At 48.6% G+C, this 20,270-nt stretch carries 17 protein-coding genes and 1 pseudogene; 13 read left to right on the top strand and 5 right to left on the bottom strand.

Translation table 11 applies throughout. The features are described 5' to 3' along the window. Nucleotides 1-28: 28 nt before the first annotated feature. The 7 genes from RTP97_RS06985 to RTP97_RS06955 all read left to right on the top strand — a co-directional run bounded on the left by RTP97_RS06985 (nt 29) and on the right by RTP97_RS06955 (nt 7,251). The gene (locus RTP97_RS06985) at nt 29-928 is read left to right on the top strand and encodes a LysR family transcriptional regulator (protein ID WP_006786000.1); all 900 of its coding nucleotides are present in this window, start codon (nt 29-31) and stop codon (nt 926-928) included. A gap of 193 nt (nt 929-1,121) precedes the next feature. Further along, nucleotides 1,122-1,562, top strand: a complete 441-nt coding sequence (gene umuD, locus RTP97_RS06980) for a translesion error-prone DNA polymerase V autoproteolytic subunit (protein WP_006786002.1) — start codon at nt 1,122-1,124, stop codon at nt 1,560-1,562. A gap of 41 nt (nt 1,563-1,603) precedes the next feature. After that, on the top strand, nt 1,604-2,878 hold the full coding sequence (gene umuC, locus RTP97_RS06975) for a translesion error-prone DNA polymerase V subunit UmuC (protein WP_023202697.1): 1,275 nt from the start codon (nt 1,604-1,606) through the stop codon (nt 2,876-2,878). A gap of 25 nt (nt 2,879-2,903) precedes the next feature. Then, nucleotides 2,904-3,962 carry a translesion error-prone DNA polymerase V subunit UmuC gene (umuC, locus tag RTP97_RS06970; protein WP_308302662.1) on the top strand — a complete coding sequence of 353 codons (1,059 nt, stop codon included), beginning with the start codon at nt 2,904-2,906 and terminating at the stop codon, nt 3,960-3,962. A gap of 507 nt (nt 3,963-4,469) precedes the next feature. Beyond that, nucleotides 4,470-4,661: a hypothetical protein gene (locus RTP97_RS06965; protein WP_202816119.1), complete on the top strand. Its 192-nt coding sequence runs from the start codon at nt 4,470-4,472 to the stop codon at nt 4,659-4,661. A 60-nt stretch (nt 4,662-4,721) separates the two neighbouring features. Then, on the top strand, nt 4,722-5,420 hold the full coding sequence (locus RTP97_RS06960) for a hypothetical protein (RefSeq protein ID WP_020899212.1): 699 nt from the start codon (nt 4,722-4,724) through the stop codon (nt 5,418-5,420). A gap of 931 nt (nt 5,421-6,351) precedes the next feature. Beyond that, the gene (locus tag RTP97_RS06955; protein WP_006786007.1) at nt 6,352-7,251 is read left to right on the top strand and encodes an integrase domain-containing protein; all 900 of its coding nucleotides are present in this window, start codon (nt 6,352-6,354) and stop codon (nt 7,249-7,251) included. A 68-nt stretch (nt 7,252-7,319) separates the two neighbouring features. On the opposite strand, the gene RTP97_RS06950 is transcribed toward RTP97_RS06955, so the two are convergent. Beyond that, a complete protein-coding gene (locus RTP97_RS06950; RefSeq protein ID WP_020899211.1) occupies nt 7,320-7,937 on the bottom strand; it encodes a recombinase family protein in 618 nt (205 codons plus the stop codon). A gap of 404 nt (nt 7,938-8,341) precedes the next feature. On the opposite strand from RTP97_RS06950, the gene RTP97_RS06945 reads away from it, so the two are divergent. Further along, nucleotides 8,342-9,489 (top strand): IS3 family transposase gene (locus RTP97_RS06945; RefSeq protein ID WP_087464944.1). Its coding sequence is split into 2 segments (ribosomal slippage): nt 8,342-8,591 and nt 8,591-9,489, totalling 1,149 coding nucleotides; the frame shifts between segments, so codons are not numbered across the junction. A 12-nt stretch (nt 9,490-9,501) separates the two neighbouring features. After that, a pseudogene (locus tag RTP97_RS06940) lies at nt 9,502-10,185 on the top strand (TOPRIM nucleotidyl transferase/hydrolase domain-containing protein); the annotation flags it as partial. A gap of 166 nt (nt 10,186-10,351) precedes the next feature. Here the strand turns inward: RTP97_RS06940 and RTP97_RS06935 are convergent. The 4 genes from RTP97_RS06935 to silR all read right to left on the bottom strand — a co-directional run bounded on the left by RTP97_RS06935 (nt 10,352) and on the right by silR (nt 13,680). Continuing rightward, the gene (locus RTP97_RS06935) at nt 10,352-10,702 is read right to left on the bottom strand and encodes a DUF305 domain-containing protein (protein WP_006785879.1); all 351 of its coding nucleotides are present in this window, start codon (nt 10,700-10,702) and stop codon (nt 10,352-10,354) included. A gap of 148 nt (nt 10,703-10,850) precedes the next feature. Then, nucleotides 10,851-11,282 (bottom strand): silver-binding protein SilE, encoded by a 432-nt coding sequence (silE, locus tag RTP97_RS06930; RefSeq protein WP_006785880.1) that lies wholly within the window; start codon nt 11,280-11,282, stop codon nt 10,851-10,853. A 249-nt stretch (nt 11,283-11,531) separates the two neighbouring features. After that, on the bottom strand, nt 11,532-13,007 hold the full coding sequence (gene silS / locus RTP97_RS06925) for a copper/silver sensor histidine kinase SilS (protein ID WP_000555738.1): 1,476 nt from the start codon (nt 13,005-13,007) through the stop codon (nt 11,532-11,534). After that, nucleotides 13,000-13,680, bottom strand: a complete 681-nt coding sequence (gene silR, locus RTP97_RS06920) for a copper/silver response regulator transcription factor SilR (protein WP_000697968.1) — start codon at nt 13,678-13,680, stop codon at nt 13,000-13,002. Before silR ends, silS begins: the two co-directional genes overlap by 8 nt. 189 nt (nt 13,681-13,869) lie before the next feature. On the opposite strand from silR, the gene silC reads away from it, so the two are divergent. From silC to silA, 4 genes are all read left to right on the top strand, one after another. After that, complete coding sequence (gene silC / locus RTP97_RS06915; RefSeq protein WP_000475503.1) at nt 13,870-15,255, top strand: Cu(+)/Ag(+) efflux RND transporter outer membrane channel SilC; 1,386 nt, start codon at nt 13,870-13,872, stop codon at nt 15,253-15,255. A 28-nt stretch (nt 15,256-15,283) separates the two neighbouring features. Then, nucleotides 15,284-15,637: a cation efflux system protein CusF gene (gene cusF, locus RTP97_RS06910; RefSeq protein WP_001246153.1), complete on the top strand. Its 354-nt coding sequence runs from the start codon at nt 15,284-15,286 to the stop codon at nt 15,635-15,637. A 113-nt stretch (nt 15,638-15,750) separates the two neighbouring features. Beyond that, entirely contained in the window at nt 15,751-17,043 is a 1,293-nt protein-coding gene (silB, locus tag RTP97_RS06905) for a Cu(+)/Ag(+) efflux RND transporter periplasmic adaptor subunit SilB (RefSeq protein ID WP_001485328.1), read from the top strand. Between the two features lie 10 nt (nt 17,044-17,053). Further along, nucleotides 17,054-20,200 carry a Cu(+)/Ag(+) efflux RND transporter permease subunit SilA gene (gene silA, locus RTP97_RS06900; protein ID WP_000574021.1) on the top strand — a complete coding sequence of 1,049 codons (3,147 nt, stop codon included), beginning with the start codon at nt 17,054-17,056 and terminating at the stop codon, nt 20,198-20,200. The last annotated feature ends 70 nt before the right edge of the window (nt 20,201-20,270 follow it).

Here is a 20,270-nt window from a genome sequence, read left to right as displayed (position 1 = left end):
TTATCAGCGTTATGAGGAAAACTTTGGCATGGCAACACTGAACCTCGATCATCTGGCTACCTTCAGGCTGGTCATCAGCCGGGGCAGTTTCTCGGGGGCGGCAGAAGTACTTGGCTTGTCGCAACCGGCAGTGAGCCTGCAGATAAGACAGCTGGAGCAGACGCTTAAGGTCAGGCTTATTGAGCGAACCAGCCGGGGAGTAAGACCAACGACTGCCGGTTTGACTCTCGCTGAACACTGCATGAAAATTGATGCGGTGGTAAGCGGAGCGGTTGAAGCGGTTTCCCTGCATTCAGACGAAATAACCGGCACCGTTACTGTCGGCACAGGCGCAACAGCCTGTATCCATCTGCTACCTCACTTACTGCAGCAACTTCGACAGACCCATCCCCTGCTGAAGGTGGATGTACGCACAGGCAATACTTCAGATATTGTACGGGGAGTGGAGGAAAACCGTATAGATATTGGTCTGGTAACGCTGCCGGCAGCCGGTAAATGCCTGAGTGTCAGCCCGCTGGGTACGGATGAGTTTGTTGTAATCATGGAAAAGGACACCTCGGAGCAGAGTGCAAAACCGCTGTCTCCTGATACCCTTTTGCCACTGCCGCTGATTGTATTTGAACCCGGAAGTGCCACACGCGATCTGATTGACGGATGGTTCAGCGATGCAGGGCATACTGTCAGCCCGGTTATGGAGCTTGGCAGTATTGAAGCCATTAAAAGGATGGTTCGTTCCGGCCTGGGTTACAGCATCGTTCCCCGTATGTCCGTTGCAAGTCATGAAGAAAGGCAGGGTCTCAGTCTTTACTCAGTAACGCCATCGCTTCACCGGACTCTGGGGACAGTGATGCGGGAGGATCGGATTGTCAGCAGGGGCATAAGTGAAGTACTGAACAGACTAAGTAAGATCTTTCCTGAATCAAAATAAATTTTTAACATGCCCTGACACAGAAAGTCCTGATAGCTGCTTGTTTTACGAGCTGTCGTTCCGCTATAAATTCAAATAAATCAATAGTCCATTATTTTAATGATATTTGTGTCGCCCCACGCTTCTTGCTTCGTCCGTAAAGTCAGACAATACTACTGTAAATACGTACAGCATTTTGACAGGGATTTTTGCTATGTTTCACGCCTTTGAGTTGATGCACCCGGCGGATAATCCGCCGCCCAGCTACAGGCCCCTTTTCCTGGAACGCGTACCCTGCGGTTTTCCCTCTCCTTGCCAGGACTATGCGGAGCAGGAACTCGACTTAAACGAATATCTAATAGCCCACAGGGCAAGCACCTTTTTCCTGCGCGCACAGGGCAACAGCATGCAGGATATAGGACTTTACGACGGCGATCTGCTGATAGTCGATCGGGCACTCAGGCCTGAGCACGGCGACGTGGTTATCGCTGTACTGTACGGCGAATTTACGGTCAAGCGCCTTCTTATTACCCAGAAAGGGCCGGTATTGCAGCCGATGAATCCCGCCTATCCTGTTATTATCCCAGACCCGGATACCCTGGAAATTTTCGGCGTAGTGGCGCACTTCGTGCACACTCCGCGCCGGAGAAACTGATATGTGCGGGTTATCTACACACGGCGGAGATCATGATGTCCATGTTCGGCCTGGCTGACGTTAATTCATTCTATGCCAGCTGCGAGACGCTGTTCCGCCCGGACCTGCGTGGCAGACCTGTGCTAGTGCTCAGCAACAACGACGGATGCGTCATTGCACGCTCCGCTGGCGCAAAAGCGCTTGGCATCAAAATGGGTGCGCCATGGTTTGAGGTAAAAACACAGGATTATCCGGAAAAGGTGCACGTGTTCAGCTCCAATTACGCGCTTTATCACAGCCTCAGCCAGAGAGTAATGACCGCGCTTGAAGAGATAACGCCACGCGTCGAGCAGTACAGCATTGATGAGATGTTTCTGGATCTCACCGGTATTGACGGCTGTGAGAACTTCGAAACTTTTGGCCGTCGCCTGCGTGCGCATGTCTTTACCACAACGGGTCTCACCGTCGGTATCGGCATGGGGCCGACCAAAACACTGGCAAAATCGGCCCAGTGGGCGGGCAAGGAGTGGAAGCAGTTTCGCGGCGTACTGGCGCTTACGCCAGGTAATCCGAAACGTACTGAAACCCTGCTGGCTAACCAGCCCGTTGAGGAAATATGGGGCGTGGGACGGCGTATCGGTAAACGACTCAACCTTATGGGCATCGAAACTGCTCTGCAGCTATCACGCGCGCGTCCGAAGTTCATTCGCGATAACTTTTCCGTGGTGCTGGAGCGCACCGTACGCGAGCTGAACGGTGAATCATGTATTCCGCTCGAAGAGCTGCCACCGGCAAAACAGCAGATTGTCTGTAGCCGCAGCTTCGGCGAGCGAATTACCTCAAAAGTCGCTATGCAGCAGGCGCTGTGTCAGTACGCTGCGCGCGCAGCGGAAAAACTGCGCGGGGAACGTCAGTACTGTCGCAACATCGGTGTGTTTATCCGGACGTCGCCACACGCAAACGGTGAGGTTTTTTACGGGAACAGCGCTGGTGAGAAACTGACGCTGCCAACACAGGACACGCGTGACATTATTGAATCTGCGATGCGATCACTTGACCGTATCTGGCTTGAGGGTCGAAGGTACATGAAAGCAGGTATCATGCTTGATAACTTCACTCCAAACGGTGTAAGCCAGCTCAATCTGTTTGAAGATAACCAGCCGCGGGCCAATAGCGCACAGCTGATGAAGGTACTGGATGATATCAACCAGTCCGGAATGGGAAATGTATGGTTTGCGGGCCAGGGCATTAATACCGAATGGAAAATGAAACGTGAAATGCTAAGCCCTGCTTGGACCACGCGCTGGTCTGACATACCTAAAGCGCGCGTGCTTTGAGTCGGTTACTAATTAAGCTGTTGAAATTGTATTCCACATAAATGCTGATATGTCAGACAGAGTGATGACTATTTTGCAGTTACTGACTCCGCGTGTGGAAATTTACAGTATCGATGAAGCTTTTTGTGATCTTACGGGTATGCGTAATCTGTTATCGCTTGAGGTGTTTGGCCATCAGATACGTGATCAGATTAAGCGAAGAACACATCTGACTGTGGGAGTGGGAATAGGCCCTACAAAAACGCTCGCCAAACTGGCTCAGTATGCAAGTAAGCGCTGGCCCGCAACGCGAGGTGTGGTAGATCTCAGTGACAGACAGCGTCAGCGTAAGTTAATGGCTTTAGTACCAGTTGAGGAGGTCTGGGGTATAGGACGGCGGCTGGGTAAAAAATTACAGTTTATGGGCATTAACAATGCACTTCAGCTGGCTGAGCTGTCGCCTTCATTCATTCGTAAACAGTTCTCAGTAGTTGTTGAGCGCACGGTCAGAGAGCTGAACGGTATTCCTTGCCTCGGTTTAGAAGAATTTACTGCCCCAAAAGAACAAATCATATGCTCCCGATCTTTTGGAGAAAAACCGTCGGACGAAGTCAGCCTGCATCAGGCCATTTGCGCTCATGCTGAACGTGCAGCAGAAAAACTCCGTGCAGAGCATCAATTTTGTAAACGGGTAGCAGTTTTCATCAGTACCAGCCCTTTCTCAGAAAATGAGGTGTTTTATAAGAATCAGGCGGTAACAGAGCTTGCTGTACCCGCTCAGGATTCACGGGATATCATTAACGCGGCTATAAAGGCATTTGATACGATATTTGTACCAGGGCACCGTTATCATCGTGCTGGCGTGATGCTCACTGATTTCCGAAGCGCTGCCGTATCTCAATTGACCCTTTTTGATGACTTTCAGCCTCATCGTAACAGCGAAGAGCTGATGACATTAATAGACAGCATTAACCATTCAGGCAAAGGCTCTGTTTGGTTTGCAGGGCAAGGTATTAAAGATGCATCTATGGGCTGGAAGATGCGCAGAGAAAGGCTTTCCCCCGCCTTCACGACTAAGCTAAGTGATATAATTAAAGTGAAGTGAGCTTCCTTTTTACGCCCAGCCATTTGGTATACCTCATCATTGACTTTCATTATACAATACGGCAGGGTTTTACAGTCTGTTACAATGTGACGGAATAGTAAGTCGTACTAAAGCTGTTATTTTCACGGTAAAAATAGGGAGAAAAAAGGAATATGAAGGGTCTATATACTATTTTAATACTACCTGTTCTCGTAACAGCTTGTAGTATGAATGATATAGCAACTACAAACCAGAAAATCAGTGATGGTGCCTCAGGAATAATGAATTCCCTGAGAGGTAACTCCTCAGGAAATGATGAGCAGCGTATGAAAGTATCTCCTTCAGAAAAAAAAAGAATCGACCTCTAAAAGTTATACTGTACCAGTAGATGTTGATACTGCAGCAGCAAGAATTAAAAGGAAGTTTAAGTTTATCTCTAATGATGAACTGAGATCAATTAGAGAAAAAAATAACGATGGCGAATGGACTGCCAGCGCAATTACCGATAGTAATCAGGAATGGGATGCGATGACTGGAAGTTATTATAAAATGGGCTCAGATTGGGGCGACTATGATGATCACCTAACTATTGAGCTAGAAAAAAATGGGTCAGGTAGTCGTATTCATATAACGTACAGTTCTTCTTCAAAGCAAAGACTCGCAAGTAGCGGCTTGCAGGATTTAATGCAAAATATTAAGAATGTAGCTGAAGGGAAGTAACTAATTATTAAGGGTGTGGATATTGCTATATCCGCACTCATAAATCTATAAGGAGTAAGTGTGTTTAATCTCTTGTCCTATTTCCATAATAAATATAAAGGCCGAATTATAGAGTGTGACGAAACTCTGGATTACAGAGCCAACTTTGAGCATGCATTAAAATTTACAAAAGGGCTGGGCTTTAATGAAGGTTCAATAACGGATTTGAAGGATGGTGAATTGGATTATCATAATATGATGGCAAAAGTGTGTCATGAAGCAGAAGTGGATAGCTTCTCTTTTTCAGCAGGGCAATGTCTCAAGTGGTGTCATTTCCTTCAGCCATATTTTGAATCCGCACTTGGCTGTAAAATTTGGACGACAGTCGGTCAATTATGGAAGGGAGATAAATGGCTTTATAATCCCACATATGATGAATTTGAAAAATGGTCCAACAAGGGATTTCAGCCCGAAGATTTTTCTGAGACGCCTGCTCTAAATCTTCATGCCTGGTATACAACAGATACTGGTCATTTGATTGATATTTCATATCTGAGTACTCTTTCAAATGTATTTCCTGATTGCCATGAATATACTGGAGGTGTGCTGGTAGGTAAGCCAAATGATATTTTTCCTGGCTATCAATACGTACCTATAGTCGTTGGGCAAGGTATAGTAGAAAAAATTCAAAGCAAATCTTTTATACCTTTTCTTGCTAATGACGTTGAGGATCTAATGTCTGTTGGAATGGTGATATATGCAGACCCTAACAATGAATAATATAAGAAAGTTGACGATCATCTGAGGCGTTGCTAACATCACCAGTGCATTAGAAGTCGCTACGGCGACCATCCAAAACCCCTGTAACCTGAGAGGGGTGCCTTCGGGCGGTTACCAGCCAATGCTTCAGCGGTCTGAGAGAAGCGCCTTCGGGTGACTGCCAGCTAATGTCCCACATACCTGAGAGGGACGCCTTATGGCGGTAAACCCGTTTAACCTTTGAAAACGGGGGCCACTAATGTGGATAAGGTCACCGACCAAAAACTGGCCGGCTAACGCCTCAATGATTCACATCTTCCTGATGTTGAATTGTCATTAAAGGAGCTGAATCAGGCTCTGATCTTTCACTACGTTATGATTCTTGCCAGGGATACGCCCTGAGTTTCGTACGACTTTTGCATCGACGGATAAGGCCATTTGGCACATTTGGCCGCTTACGGAGTTGCATTAGGAGCACGAAGCTGCGCGGCGTCACTTGTGAAGTGGCGAAGACACTACCAAGTGACGCGCGCAGCGCATAACGTCTCAACCCACGTACGACGTGGTTTTCAACGTTTTACTACCATCTGACCAACATGTAGTCCGTGTTAGTACGGTATTAAACTCACTTTTACATCAACGTAAGCACGACGGAAGGCCGTCTGAACGTTCAATTATCAGTAAGGAGGAAATCGACTCGGTATCGATGGCGACACTACGAACAGTAGTGTTGGAGGCAGCTTGACGTAAGTCAGCTCTGCATAAGCAGCAAACAGATCAGAGATCTGGGGTGCCTCGCAAGAACTCAACAATTCGCCGCCCCGATGCACAGATACCAGTTGAGACGCAGGAAGCGCAAAAGCAACCGTGTCGTCGGGGATGAATTACTGGGGTACAGATCCGTCCGCTTATTTACAAGCCGAGGGACGTGTATCCCTGTGGAGATATAGGAATGTCCAGATTCAGTAAACAGCTGTGCAAACAACTTGTCACACTTGCTCGTCAGGGAAGGGGAAGTTATAAAACTGTGGCTGACCGCTCAAGAATTGCAGAACGTTTTTCTGAACGTCTGTCTGAACTGAATATTCAGATTAGGGACGTAAAACATATCAAAACTTCCCATATTGAAAAATATATTGAGAGCAGGAAGGCAGACAGTTTGTCTCTCAGGACGTTACAGAATGAGATGTCTGCTATCCGCTCTGTTTTATTATCAGCAGGAAGAAATAAACTGGCCGATCCCAATCATACCAGCCTGAGTAATCAGGCCCTGGGAATTTCTGGTGCTAACCGGGATGGCACTAAACTTCCTATTACAGATGAAAAACTTAATGCGGTTGTGAATTTTGCGCTTAAAAAAGATGAAGGTGTTGCGCTCGCGGTACAACTTTCAAGATACCTTGGATTGAGAACAGAAGAAACCGTGCAGTCCGCAAAGTCGTTAAAAACATGGAAGCAGTCATTGATTAACAATAATGAGCGTGTCCGTGTTGTTTTCGGGACTAAAGGCGGGCGGCCGAGAGAAACAACAGTTTTCAATCGTGAAAAAGTTTTATCAATTCTTGATAAGGCAATTCATTATGTCAGTGAACATAACGGAAAACTGATTGATAAACCTTCTCTGCATACTGCAATAGATCGTTACCGAAATATTGTACGAGAGGCAGGGATGAATGGTAAAAATGCCCCGCATAGTTTGCGTTACGCTTATTCACGTGATGCTGTAAATCATCATATTAAAAATGGAATGAGCCGCGACGAAGCTGAAGCATTAGTATCGATGGATTTGGGGCATGGAGATGGCCGTGGTCGTTATATTAAACAAGTTTATTTTCGCGGTGAAACAGAATAAGTTGTTTCTTTACTGAATTTTCAGGACGTAGCGCCACAGCTCATTCAGGGCTGTGGCTTTTCTAAATTTCAATCCGTATCTTTACATGCTCGAATAACTGTCATGCGTGAAACGCCGGCGAGCCTTGCCGTTTCATTTATTGATTTTCCGTTTTTCTTGCGAAGCGTTCTAATTAACTCATGTTTTTCCTTATCTGCTAGCCTCCCCCTGTATTTCCCTTTTTCCTTGGCGGCTGTAATTCCTTCCATCTGCCTTCTGCGACGATCTTCATAATCTTTACGGGCGATAGCAGCTAACATGTCCAGCATCATATTATTCACTGCCCGGAGCATACTATGAGTAAAGTCATAAGCTGATGGTGTGGACAGGGCAATGTGACTTGTAGGCAAATCAAGGCTTATTATTGAAAGCGATTTCTCATTAATCATCTTTTTTAAAGATTCCCAGCCATTATCATCCAGGCGTGAAAGCCGATCTACTTGTTCTATAAGTATCGCATCCCCTGGCTCTGTATCCTGAAGCAGTCTCATCAGTTCCGGTCGGTGCAATGCTGCGCCTGAAGCATTTTCAACATACCAGCCAGCAATGCGATGATTGTGTTGTTGAGCAAAGTCCTTGAGCCTCGATTTTGCACGCAGTGCATCCTGTTCCTGAGTTGAAGCACGAAGATATCCAAATATAAACAAAGTTCCTCCGGCAGTAACATTAAAATAGTCACATTCCAATCGGTATCATTTAAGTGGTAACTTATTTATATTCTACCAATAAACTGGATAGTATTTAATAGGTATACCCATTTGATACCCAGGTTGACATAATCACTATTTGCTCTGAAAATAGACAGGCTTACTTGTTGCTACATGCAACCAGCTAATGCTCCGGCAGTCTGAGAGGAGCGCCTTCGGGTGACTAGCAGCTAACGTTTCACCGGTCTGAGAGAAACACCTTCGGGTGACCGGAAAATCCTCGCAGCCTGAGAGAGGATACCTTCGGGTGGTAAATCCGTTTAACCTCTGGAAACGGATATTGAATCGCCATGGGTTTAACAGACACCTCAGAGTCATTTAAGATGGCTTAAAGAGAGGTGCCCATGAGCGGTAAGCGTTATCCCGAAGAGTTTAAAACTGAAGCAGTCAAACAGGTTGTTGATCGCGGTTATTCTGTTGCCAGCGTTGCAACACGTCTCGATATCACCACCCACAGCCTTTATGCCTGGATAAAGAAGTACGGTCCGGATTCTTCCACTAATAAAGAACAGTCAGATGCTCAGGCCGAGATCCGCCGTCTCCAGAAAGAGCTGAAACGGGTTACCGACGAACGGGACATATTAAAAAAAGCTGCGGCGTACTTCGCAAAGCTGTCCGACTGAGGTACGCCTTTATCCGTGACAACTCCTGTTGCTGGCCTGTTCGCCTGCTCTGTCGGGTGCTGGATGTTCATCCCAGTGGTTTTTACGCCTGGCTTCAGCAGCCGCATTCACAACGCCATCAGGCAGACCTGAGACTGACAGGACAGATTAAACAGTTCTGGCTGGAATTGGGATGCGTCTATGGTTATCGCAAAATCCATCTGGATCTGCGTGACAGCGGGCAACAGTGCGGAGTAAACAGAGTCTGGAGACTGATGAAACGTGTCGGAATAAAGGCTCAGGTCGGATACCGAAGCCCGCGGGCACGTAAAGGCGAGGCCAGTATCGTGTCACCCAACAGGCTCCAGCGACAGTTCAATCCGGATGCTCCTGATGAGCGTTGGGTAACGGACATAACCTACATCAGGACCCACGAAGGCTGGCTGTATCTTGCCGTTGTTGTTGATCTGTTCTCACGCAAAATTATCGGCTGGTCCATGCAATCCCGGATGACAAAGGACATTGTCCTGAACGCACTGCTGATGGCTGTATGGCGGCGTAATCCCGAAAAACAGGTGCTGGTTCATTCGGATCAGGGCAGTCAGTACACAAGCCATGAGTGGCAGTCGTTCCTGAAATCACACGGCCTGGAGGGTAGCATGAGCCGTCGCGGTAACTGCCATGATAATGCGGTTGCAGAAAGTTTTTTCCAGTTGTTGAAACGTGAACGGATAAAGAAAAAGATCTACGGAACGCGAGAAGAAGCCCGCAGTGATATTTTTGATTACATCGAAATGTTTTATAACAGTAAGCGTCGGCATGGTTCTAGCGAACAGATGTCACCGACAGAATATGAAAAACAGTATTATCAACGGCTCGGAAGTGTCTAGATTATCCGTGGCGATTCAGTACGTTATGTCACCAGAAATGAGACAGGTGAACCCGTTGTAAAAATGCCGGATGACGATGTGCTGAAGGAAGCAACTGAAAGCCTGGGGGTGTTGCCAGAGACTGGTATGGAAAGGGCTAAAGGCATTGTTCTGGTAGAAGGAAAGTCGGATGTCACTTTCCTGAGGCATGCGGCCAGTTCATTTAAACAATCAGGTGTGCTGCCAGCCTCTCTTGAGGACGTGAAAATTGTGCCAGTCCTCATAGGAGGATGCGGGAGCGTCAAACACTGGGTTACCTTAAATCTGGCCAACGATCTGGGGCTTCCCTGGTGCGTATTTCTGGACTCCGATATTGGGGGAGACCCTGCACAGGTTCTGTCCATTCAGAAACGTAAAAAAGAAGTGGAGGAAGCCGGTAAGGTATTCTTCGCCACGCGCAAACGTGAAATAGAGAACTATCTCTGCCCGGATCTGATTGAAGAAATTACCGGTGTAGCAGTCACGTTTACGGACACCTGTGACGCTAAAAAAATAATCGGCCGGGCTGTGGGAATGAAACCCGATAATGTGCTTGATAAATTCTGGCCCCAGATGACAGCGGAAAGAATAATCTCAAGATCAACCTATCATGACGGAACGCAGGAAAGAATTGAACTGATTGAGATCCTGAGCGACATTATTTCCATGACGAGATAATGTGTTAAAATAATCGCAGCTGCATATATTCCGGTCCACAGCAAAGGACCGGAGTATAGAATATAAAAAACCCGAAATTAATCGGGTTTTAATTATTTAACGTTTAACAGGATCCCGTGCCCGGGAGTGATTTAAAATTACGCTTATCATGGCGTTTTTGCAATCTTTATTTTTGACTGCCAAGCCATTTATTCATCTGCTCGATTTCACCTTTCTGAGCTTTAATGATGTCCTGCGCAAGCTTTCTCATTTCGGGATCTTTTCCGTATTTAAGCTCGGTCTCAGCCATTGCTATTGCTCCTTCATGGTGTGCGATCATACCTTTTGCAAAGGCCTTATCGGGATCGGGCTCATTAACGGCGGCCATCATTTTTTCATGCATGTCTTTCATGCCAGCCATATATTCCTGTGACGATGCCGATGAGTGCATATCTGACATTTTCATTTCCGAATGTTCGGCAGAAATTGCTGGCAGGGATAACATTAATATAACAAAAAGGGTGTTTTTGATTTTCATTTAATAAATCCTTTTCAGGTAGGTACCGGTTAATTGTAGCTGAGTCATATAAAAAAGCCCCCTGATGGGGGCAAAAATGTCACAACATATCCGGTTAAGGAATAATCTATCAAGGAAAGGGTAAAAAGCACGGATACTACAGTCGCATTCAGCCTACATTGATCATGCGGCGGTGCGCTTCGGCCATGGCCTGATGTGGGCCGGACTGACCGTTATTCATGAATTCATGGGCAACCGCTGCTCTTTCATGCTCATCCATCGCCGCGTAAGACGTTGAAGGGACGGTCGTGGATACTGTGTTATTTCCCATCATCTTCTGATGACTTTCCACCATTTTCTGGTGCGCATCTGCCGATCCGTTCGTCATGGTTTCATGAGCAATAATGGCCTGTTCATGCTGGTCCATACCGGTCATACGGGGAGCAGTCCCCTGGATCCCGACAGGAGCCGCAGCAGACTGCATCTGGTGAGCAGGGGCCTGTGCATTGTTGACGCGCTCATGGATATTCACGGTTTCAGTGGCCCAGGCCGAAGAAATTAAACCAAAGCCCAGCAAAGATGCTAATACGATATTTTTCATGATAACTCTCCATTTCTCAATTAATGATGTCCGGGGAAGTACAACCGGTGTTTTCAGTTTCATAACTTAAACAGGTTCGGCAGTTCTTATTTCTCCGGGAGATGGCTGGATATTCATTCCTGGCGTACTCTGACGCCGGGTATTGATGAAGCAATCCAGCCTTCCTGATAAGTTGCACTAATTATATCGAATGGCTTCTGTTTGCTGCATGACAGGCTAATGACATCTTTGTCATTTAAATCTTTATTCTCAGTGTTGGGGATCCGGAATCATTTTCTCCAGTCTGGGTACGGATAAAATAAAACGTGTCGAGCGTATATCCGATTCCACATGCACTCTTCCGTGATGTGCTTCCACGATTGACTTCACAATCGCAAGACCGATGCCGCTGCCTTCTCCTTTTCGTTGTCTGGACGGATCCACCCGATAAAAACGGTCAAACAGCCTTGATAAATGCTCTTCAGGGATTGGTTTCCCCGGATTTTCAATCACAAGGTCAAAAAAGCTCCCCTGTTTTCTTATTGAGACGGTGATTGCCTGTCCCTCAGGGGTATAACGCAGGGCATTGGATAACAGATTATTGATCGCTCTTCTAAACATTTGTGGATCTCCCTCGACCAGACAGGGCATCCCGTTAAATTTGAGCGTGATATTGCGTTCTTCGGCCCAGGCTTCGAAAAACTCGAAGACTTTCATGACTTCCGCTCTGAGGTCAAACATGACCCTGTCAGGTATCAGCTGATTATTATCTGCCTGTGCCAGGAACAGCATATCGCTGACCATTTTGGTCATCCGGTTATACTCTTCAAGACTGGAATAGAGGACATCCTCAAGTTCCCTCTGTGTTCGATCCTGACTCAGTGCGATTTCAGTCTGCGTCACCAGATTGGTGATGGGCGTTCTGATCTCATGCGCGATATCGGCAGAGAAATTGGCCTGGCGGGTAAAGACATCCTCAATCTTTCCAATCATATGATTGAACGAGATAACCAGTTGCTCCAGCTCAATGGGAACGCGTGTCGGTTCCAGTCGCGCATCAAGATTCTCGGAGGTGATGTTTTTAATGGCATTGCTGACATTACGAAGGGGCAGGTGCCCCTGACGGACAGCGATTCGAATGATCAGAACAATCAACAGGCTTATCACGACGGCAATCGCAATCAGGTTCTTTTTCAGCGCATCGAGGTAATGGAGATGGAAATTAATGGATAGGCCAGTCAGCATGACATAGTTCTGCTGTTTGCCCTGAAATATCGCCTGACCAGAGGAGGCGATAATCCTGTATGTTTCCATCTTCATTTCGGACCCGGTATCCATCGGTCCCGCAGGATCCTCCACCGTCCAGAGAAAGACATCCCGTGCGCGGCTGTGCTCGCTAAAATCTGCTGAATTCACTGCCGGGCGTAGTGCCGCCCCCTGAGCTGAGCTAAAGAGCACTTCACCCCTGGGATTGAGGAGCAAAAGGGCAACGTTGCGGTAGCTGGCAATTGATTCCTTTATTTTGCTTATTTTTTTATCATCCGGATCCACCGGGGACTGCAGTATACGGTTCAGTGTGGTGCTGATTTGTTGAAGATCGCTGACATCCTGCTCGGCAAAATGATTTTCAACAGAATGCAGCATAAACCAGGTGAAGGCGATAAAAGCCAGTATCGTGGACAGGCTGATAAAAAAGGTCAGCCGCAGAGCGAGTGAGAAAGGGCGTCTGGAAGGTTTGCTATGCATCCGGGACCTCCAGCATGTAGCCCACGCCCCGGACTGTCTGGATCAGCTTTGTCTCGTAATCGTTGTCTATTTTAGCGCGGAGTCGCTTTACTGCGACATCGATCGCATTAGTGTCGCTGTCAAAATTCATGTCCCAGACCTGAGAGGCAATCAGGGAGCGGGGAAGAACCTCTCCCTGATGGCGAATGAAGAATTCCAGCAGGCTGAACTCTTTACTGGTGAGCACAATGCGGTTTCCGGCGCGACTGACTTTTCTGGATACGAGATCAATCGAGAGGTCAGCCACCTTAAACTGGCTTTCCGTGATCATCGTGTTTCCCCGCCTCAGAAGGGTTCTCACCCGGGCGAGCAGTTCGGCAAACGCAAAGGGTTTAACCAGATAATCGTCCGCACCCAGTTCCAGTCCTTTGACCCTATGTTCGATCGTGCCGAGGGCTGTCAGCAGTAAGACCGGCATACCCTTTCCGGCAGTGCGCAGCATGCGGATGATATCCCAGCCGTTCACATCAGGTAGCATGATATCCAGAATGACTAAATCATACTCGGCTGTCATGGCGAGATGATATCCGGTAAGACCATTATCAGCGTGATCCACTACGAACCCTGCCTCTGTAAGCCCTTTGCTGAGATATTCACCTGTTTTAATTTCGTCTTCGACGATCAATATTTTCATCTTGCTCCCCGGCTGGCTGCTAATGTCATTCTATTGCGCCCACGATCGTTATCAACGGATTACAGCAAAAATGACAACATTGTCATTATCCTGTCACTCGGCAAACAGAGAGCGTTAGGTAAAGTACCCCTATCAATACTCTGGACTTCATTTGAACCATTTACCAGGTCTGCCTGGACGAGAAGCGTTATGTTCAAATTAAAATTACTCAGCATTAGCACGATATTCATCCTGGCAGGCTGCGTGTCGCTTGCGCCTGAATATCAGCGGCCCGCAGCACCGGTACCCCAGCAGTTTTCACTGTCCCATAACAGCCTGACGCCAGCGGTAAATGGCTATCAGGATACGGGCTGGCGTAACTTTTTTGTCGATCCCCAGGTTACCCGGTTGATCGGTGAAGCTCTGACTAATAACCGTGATTTGAGAATGGCTGCCCTGAAGGTTGAAGAGGCCCGAGCCCAGTTCAACGTCACGGATGCAGATCGTTACCCCCAGCTGAATGCCTCATCCGGGATAACATACAGCGGTGGTCTGAAAGGTGACAAGCCGACCACACAGGAGTACGACGCGAGACTGGAGCTCAGCTATGAGCTCGATTTTTTCGGCAAACTTAAGAACATGAGTGATGCTGACCGCCAGAACTACTTTGCCAGCGAAGAAGCCCGTCGGGCCGTACACATCCTGCTGGTCTCCAACGTTTCACAGAGCTATTTCAGCCAGCAACTGGCGTACGAACAACTCCGTATTGCGCGGGAAACGCTGAAAAATTATGAACAGTCCTATGCTTTCGTTGAGCAACAGCTCGTGACCGGGAGTACGAACGTTCTGGCACTTGAACAGGCGAGAGGACAAATCGAAAGTACCCGCGCCGAAATAGCCAAACGAGAAGGCGATCTGGCTCAGGCAAACAATGCCCTGCAACTGGTGCTGGGAACGTACCGCGCACTTCCGTCAGAAAAAGGGATGAAAGGCGGGGAGATCGCACCAGTAAAATTGCCACCAAATCTATCTTCACAAATTTTGCTGCAGCGACCGGATATTATGGAAGCGGAATATCAGCTGAAAGCGGCTGATGCCAATATTGGCGCAGCGCGAGCGGCCTTTTTCCCCTCCATTACCCTGACCAGTGGTCTTTCCGCAAGCAGTACGGAGCTGTCAAGCCTGTTTACGTCAGGAAGTGGAATGTGGAATTTTATCCCTAAAATTGAAATTCCTATTTTTAATGCTGGCAGGAATAAAGCCAATCTGAAGCTGGCTGAAATTCGCCAGCAACAATCGGTGGTTAATTACGAACAAAAAATTCAGTCAGCCTTTAAGGATGTTTCCGACACGCTTGCGCTGCGCGACAGCCTTAGCCAGCAACTTGAGTCACAGCAGCGTTATCTTGATTCACTTCAGATAACTCTCCAGCGTGCCAGAGGATTATATGCAAGTGGTGCTGTCAGTTACATCGAAGTGCTGGATGCAGAACGTTCCCTCTTCGCTACGCAGCAAACCATTCTCGATCTTACCTATTCCCGACAGGTTAACGAAATTAATCTGTTTACCGCGCTGGGTGGCGGTTGGGTAGAGTAAATTTATTTAATTAATCAGGAAATTAAAAATGCGTAATTCACTTAAAGCCGTTTTATTTGGTGCCTTCTCTGTCATGTTTTCTGCCGGTCTTCATGCTGAAACACATCAGCATGGCGATATGAATGCTGCCAGTGATGCTTCGGTACAGCAGGTTATCAAGGGCACCGGTGTCGTTAAAGACATTGATATGAATAGTAAAAAGATTACCATTTCGCACGAAGCAATCCCTGCTGTGGGCTGGCCTGCAATGACCATGCGCTTCACTTTTGTTAATGCAGACGACGCTATCAATGCCCTGAAAACCGGCAACCATGTCGATTTCTCGTTTATTCAGCAGGGCAATATCTCCTTACTCAAAAGCATTAACGTTACGCAATCCTGATTATCAGTCCGGAGCGAATACATCCAGTGCGCCTGAACATTCATTAAGGGATTACTGTGAATGAATGATCGGGCGCATATGCCAGGTGTTTTGATTTTTCAGCGAGAAATTGTATGGCTTCTTTAAAGATAAAATATGCTGCAATAATTATCAGCAGCCTCATAGCAGGAGGGCTGATATCGGTTACTGCCTGGCAGTATGTAAACTCATCACAAAAAACAGTACAAACCGAACAAAAGGCACCGGAGCGAAAGGTACTTTTCTGGTATGACCCGATGAAACCGGATACCAAATTTGATAAACCCGGAAAATCTCCCTTTATGGATATGGACCTGGTGCCAAAATATGCTGATGAAAGCGGCGATAAAAGCAGTGGCGGGATCCGTATCGATCCAACGCAGGTTCAGAATCTGGGATTAAAAACGCAAAAAGTCACGCGAGGAATGCTGAATTATTCTCAGACAATCCCGGCTAATGTCAGTTACAACGAGTATCAGTTTGTCATTGTGCAGGCGCGCTCTGACGGTTTCGTCGAAAAAGTGTATCCCCTGACGATTGGCGATCATGTGAAGAAAGGCACTCCGCTTATCGATATCACCATTCCTGAATGGGTTGAGGCACAAAGTGAGTTCCTGCTGTTATCCGGTACAGGCGGTACGTCAACCCAGATAAAAGGGGTTCTGGAGCGACTTCGTCTAGCTGGTATGCCGGAAGAGGATATTCAAAGGCTGCGTTCAACCCGCACAATCCAGACCCGTTTTACCATTAAAGCACCTATTGATGGTGTCATTACTGCGTTTGACCTGCGCACCGGAATGAATATTTCGAAAGATAAAGTAGTGGCTCAGATTCAGGGGATGGACCCGGTCTGGATCAGCGCTGCAGTGCCAGAATCTATCGCATATCTGCTGAAAGATACGTCGCAGTTTGAAATTTCGGTACCGGCTTATCCGGATAAAACATTCCATGTCGAAAAATGGAACATTCTTCCCAGCGTGGATCAGACAACCCGTACGCTTCAGGTCCGTCTCCAGGTTTCTAATAAGGATGAGTTTCTCAAGCCGGGCATGAATGCCTATCTGAAACTGAATACCAAGAGCCAGGAGATGCTGCTGATACCAAGCCAGGCCGTTATCGATACCGGCAAAGAACAGCGCGTGATTACTGTTGATGATGAAGGCAAGTTTGTGCCGAAACAGATCCACGTTCTGCATGAATCACAGCAACAGTCCGGCATTGGCTCCGGCCTGAATGAAGGCGATACCGTGGTGGTCAGTGGCCTGTTCCTCATTGACTCCGAAGCCAATATTACGGGCGCGCTGGAACGTATGCGCCACCCTGAAAAAACAGAAAACAGTATGCCAGCAATGTCTGAGCAGCCTGTAAATATGCATTCAGGGCACTGAGGAGACGACGATGATTGAATGGATTATCCGGCGCTCTGTCGCCAACCGTTTCCTGGTCATGATGGGCGCACTGTTTCTCAGCATCTGGGGCACATGGACGATAATTAACACGCCGGTCGATGCGCTGCCTGACCTGTCAGATGTGCAGGTCATTATTAAAACCAGCTATCCCGGACAGGCCCCGCAGATTGTAGAAAACCAGGTCACCTATCCGCTTACCACCACCATGCTGTCCGTACCTGGCGCAAAAACCGTGCGTGGCTTTTCACAGTTCGGTGATTCGTATGTGTATGTCATTTTTGAAGACGGCACCGATCTGTACTGGGCCCGTTCGCGCGTGCTGGAATACCTGAATCAGGTTCAGGGCAAACTGCCTGCGGGTGTGAGCTCTGAAATCGGCCCGGACGCCACGGGAGTGGGCTGGATATTTGAATATGCCCTTGTCGATCGCAACGGAAAACACGACCTTTCAGAACTGCGCTCTCTGCAGGACTGGTTCCTGAAATTTGAGCTGAAAACCATCCCGAACGTGGCTGAGGTCGCTTCGGTTGGCGGCGTGGTGAAACAGTACCAGATTCAGGTCAATCCGGTAAAACTGTCCCAGTACGGTATCAGCCTGCCCGAAGTGAAACAGGCACTTGAATCGTCTAACCAGGAGGCCGGTGGCTCATCCGTTGAAATGGCCGAAGCGGAGTATATGGTCCGTGCCAGCGGTTATCTTCAGAGCATTGATGATTTTAATAACATCGTCCTGAAAACAGGTGAGAACGGCGTGCCGGTTTATCTGCGGGATGTTGCCCGCGTGCAGACCGGGCCCGAAATGAGGCGTGGTATTGCCGAGCTGAACGGCCAGGGAGAAGTCGCTGGCGGCGTGGTGATCCTGCGGTCGGGTAAAAATGCGCGCGACGTTATCACGGCAGTGAGGGATAAACTGGAGACGCTGAAGGCCAGCCTGCCGGAAGGCGTTGAAATCGTGACCACCTACGATCGCAGCCAGTTAATCGACCGGGCGATTGATAACCTCAGTTCCAAACTTCTGGAAGAGTTTATCGTGGTGGCCATCGTCTGTGCTCTGTTCCTGTGGCACGTACGTTCTGCCCTGGTGGCGATTATCTCTCTGCCGCTTGGCCTGTGTATCGCCTTTATCGTCATGCACTTCCAGGGACTGAACGCCAATATCATGTCGCTGGGAGGGATAGCGATTGCCGTCGGTGCGATGGTGGATGCCGCCATTGTGATGATTGAAAATGCGCACAAACGGCTTGAGGAGTGGGATCATCAGCATCCGGGTGAGCAGATTGACAACGCCACCCGCTGGAAGGTGATTACCGACGCCTCCGTGGAAGTGGGACCCGCGTTGTTCATTAGCCTGCTGATCATCACCCTGTCCTTTATTCCTATCTTTACCCTGGAAGGGCAGGAAGGTCGTCTGTTTGGCCCGCTGGCATTCACGAAAACGTACTCCATGGCGGGAGCGGCCGCACTGGCCATCATCGTCATTCCTATTCTGATGGGATTCTGGATCCGGGGGAAAATTCCTGCCGAGACAAGTAACCCCCTGAACCGGGTGCTGATCAAAGCGTATCATCCTTTGCTGCTGCGGGTCCTCCACTGGCCAAAAACAACCCTGCTGGTTGCGGCCTTGTCCATTTTCACGGTTATCTGGCCACTGAGTCAGGTGGGCGGTGAATTTCTGCCGAAGATTAACGAGGGCGATCTGCTGTATATGCCGTCGACCTTGCCTGGCGTCTCTCCGGCAGAAGCTGCAGCGCTCCTGCAGACAACAGACAAGTTAATCAAAAGCGTTCCTGAAGTGGCTTCTGTATTTGGCAAGACCGGTAAAGCAGAGACCGCAACGGATTCCGCGCCGCTCGAAATGGTGGAAACCACGATCCAGCTCAAACCTGAGGATCAGTGGCGTCCCGGCATGACAATTGACAAGATTATTGATGAACTCGACAGGACAGTCCGTTTACCGGGTCTGGCAAACCTCTGGGTGCCGCCTATCCGTAACCGTATTGATATGCTCTCAACCGGGATCAAAAGCCCGATAGGTATCAAAGTGTCCGGGACTGTTCTGTCCGATATCGACGCGACGGCGCAGAGTATCGAGGCGGTAGCCAAAACCGTGCCTGGCGTGGTGTCTGTCCTGGCTGAGCGACTTGAGGGCGGGCGCTACATCGATATCGATATCAACCGGGAGAAAGCCTCCCGCTACGGGATGACGGTAGGTGATGTCCAGCTGTTCGTCTCTTCAGCAATCGGAGGTGCTATGGTGGGTGAGACGGTTGAAGGGGTGGCCCGGTACCCTATTAACATTCGCTACCCGCAGGATTACCGGAACAGTCCGCAGGCGCTGAAACAGATGCCGATCCTGACCCCGATGAAGCAGCAGATCACGCTGGGCGATGTCGCGGATATTAACGTCGTTTCTGGACCAACCATGCTGAAAACCGAAAATGCCCGGCCAGCCAGCTGGATTTATGTTGATGCCCGCGGCAGGGACATGGTGTCGGTGGTTAACGACATTAAGACGGCCATCAGCGAGAAAGTGAAACTGAGACCGGGAACCAGTGTGGCATTCTCCGGACAGTTTGAACTGCTTGAGCATGCCAACAAGAAACTGAAGCTGATGGTGCCGATGACGGTGATGATCATTTTCATCCTGTTGTATCTGGCATTCCGCCGGGTTGACGAAGCCCTGCTGATCCTGATGAGCCTGCCGTTCGCCCTGGTTGGCGGAATATGGTTCCTGTACTGGCAGGGCTTCCATATGTCAGTGGCGACCGGAACCGGGTTTATCGCCCTGGCCGGGGTGGCAGCAGAGTTTGGCGTGGTCATGCTGATGTATCTGCGTCATGCCATTGAAGCGCACCCGGAATTGTCCCGTAAAGAGACGTTCACACCGGAAGGTCTTGATGAAGCCCTCTATCATGGTGCCGTACTGCGTGTCCGGCCGAAAGCCATGACCGTGGCGGTGATCATTGCGGGTCTGCTGCCAATACTCTGGGGAACCGGCGCAGGTTCAGAAGTCATGAGCCGTATTGCTGCGCCAATGATTGGTGGGATGATCACGGCTCCGCTGCTGTCCCTGTTCATTATTCCTGCCGCCTACAAATTAATCTGGCTGCGCAGACATAAAAAAAGCGTGTCATAACCCTGAAAGGGCGCCCCCAGTGGGCGTCCTTCTGCACTGATTCACCCTGACGTCAGGGTTTATATCGATA

The sequence above is a fragment of the Pseudescherichia sp. genome (assembly GCF_031998825.1).
In the GTDB taxonomy this organism is placed as follows: Bacteria; Pseudomonadota; Gammaproteobacteria; order Enterobacterales; family Enterobacteriaceae; genus Pseudescherichia.
The sequence above is the reverse complement of the archived record's forward strand: the minus strand, read 5'-3'. Positions and strand labels throughout refer to the sequence as shown.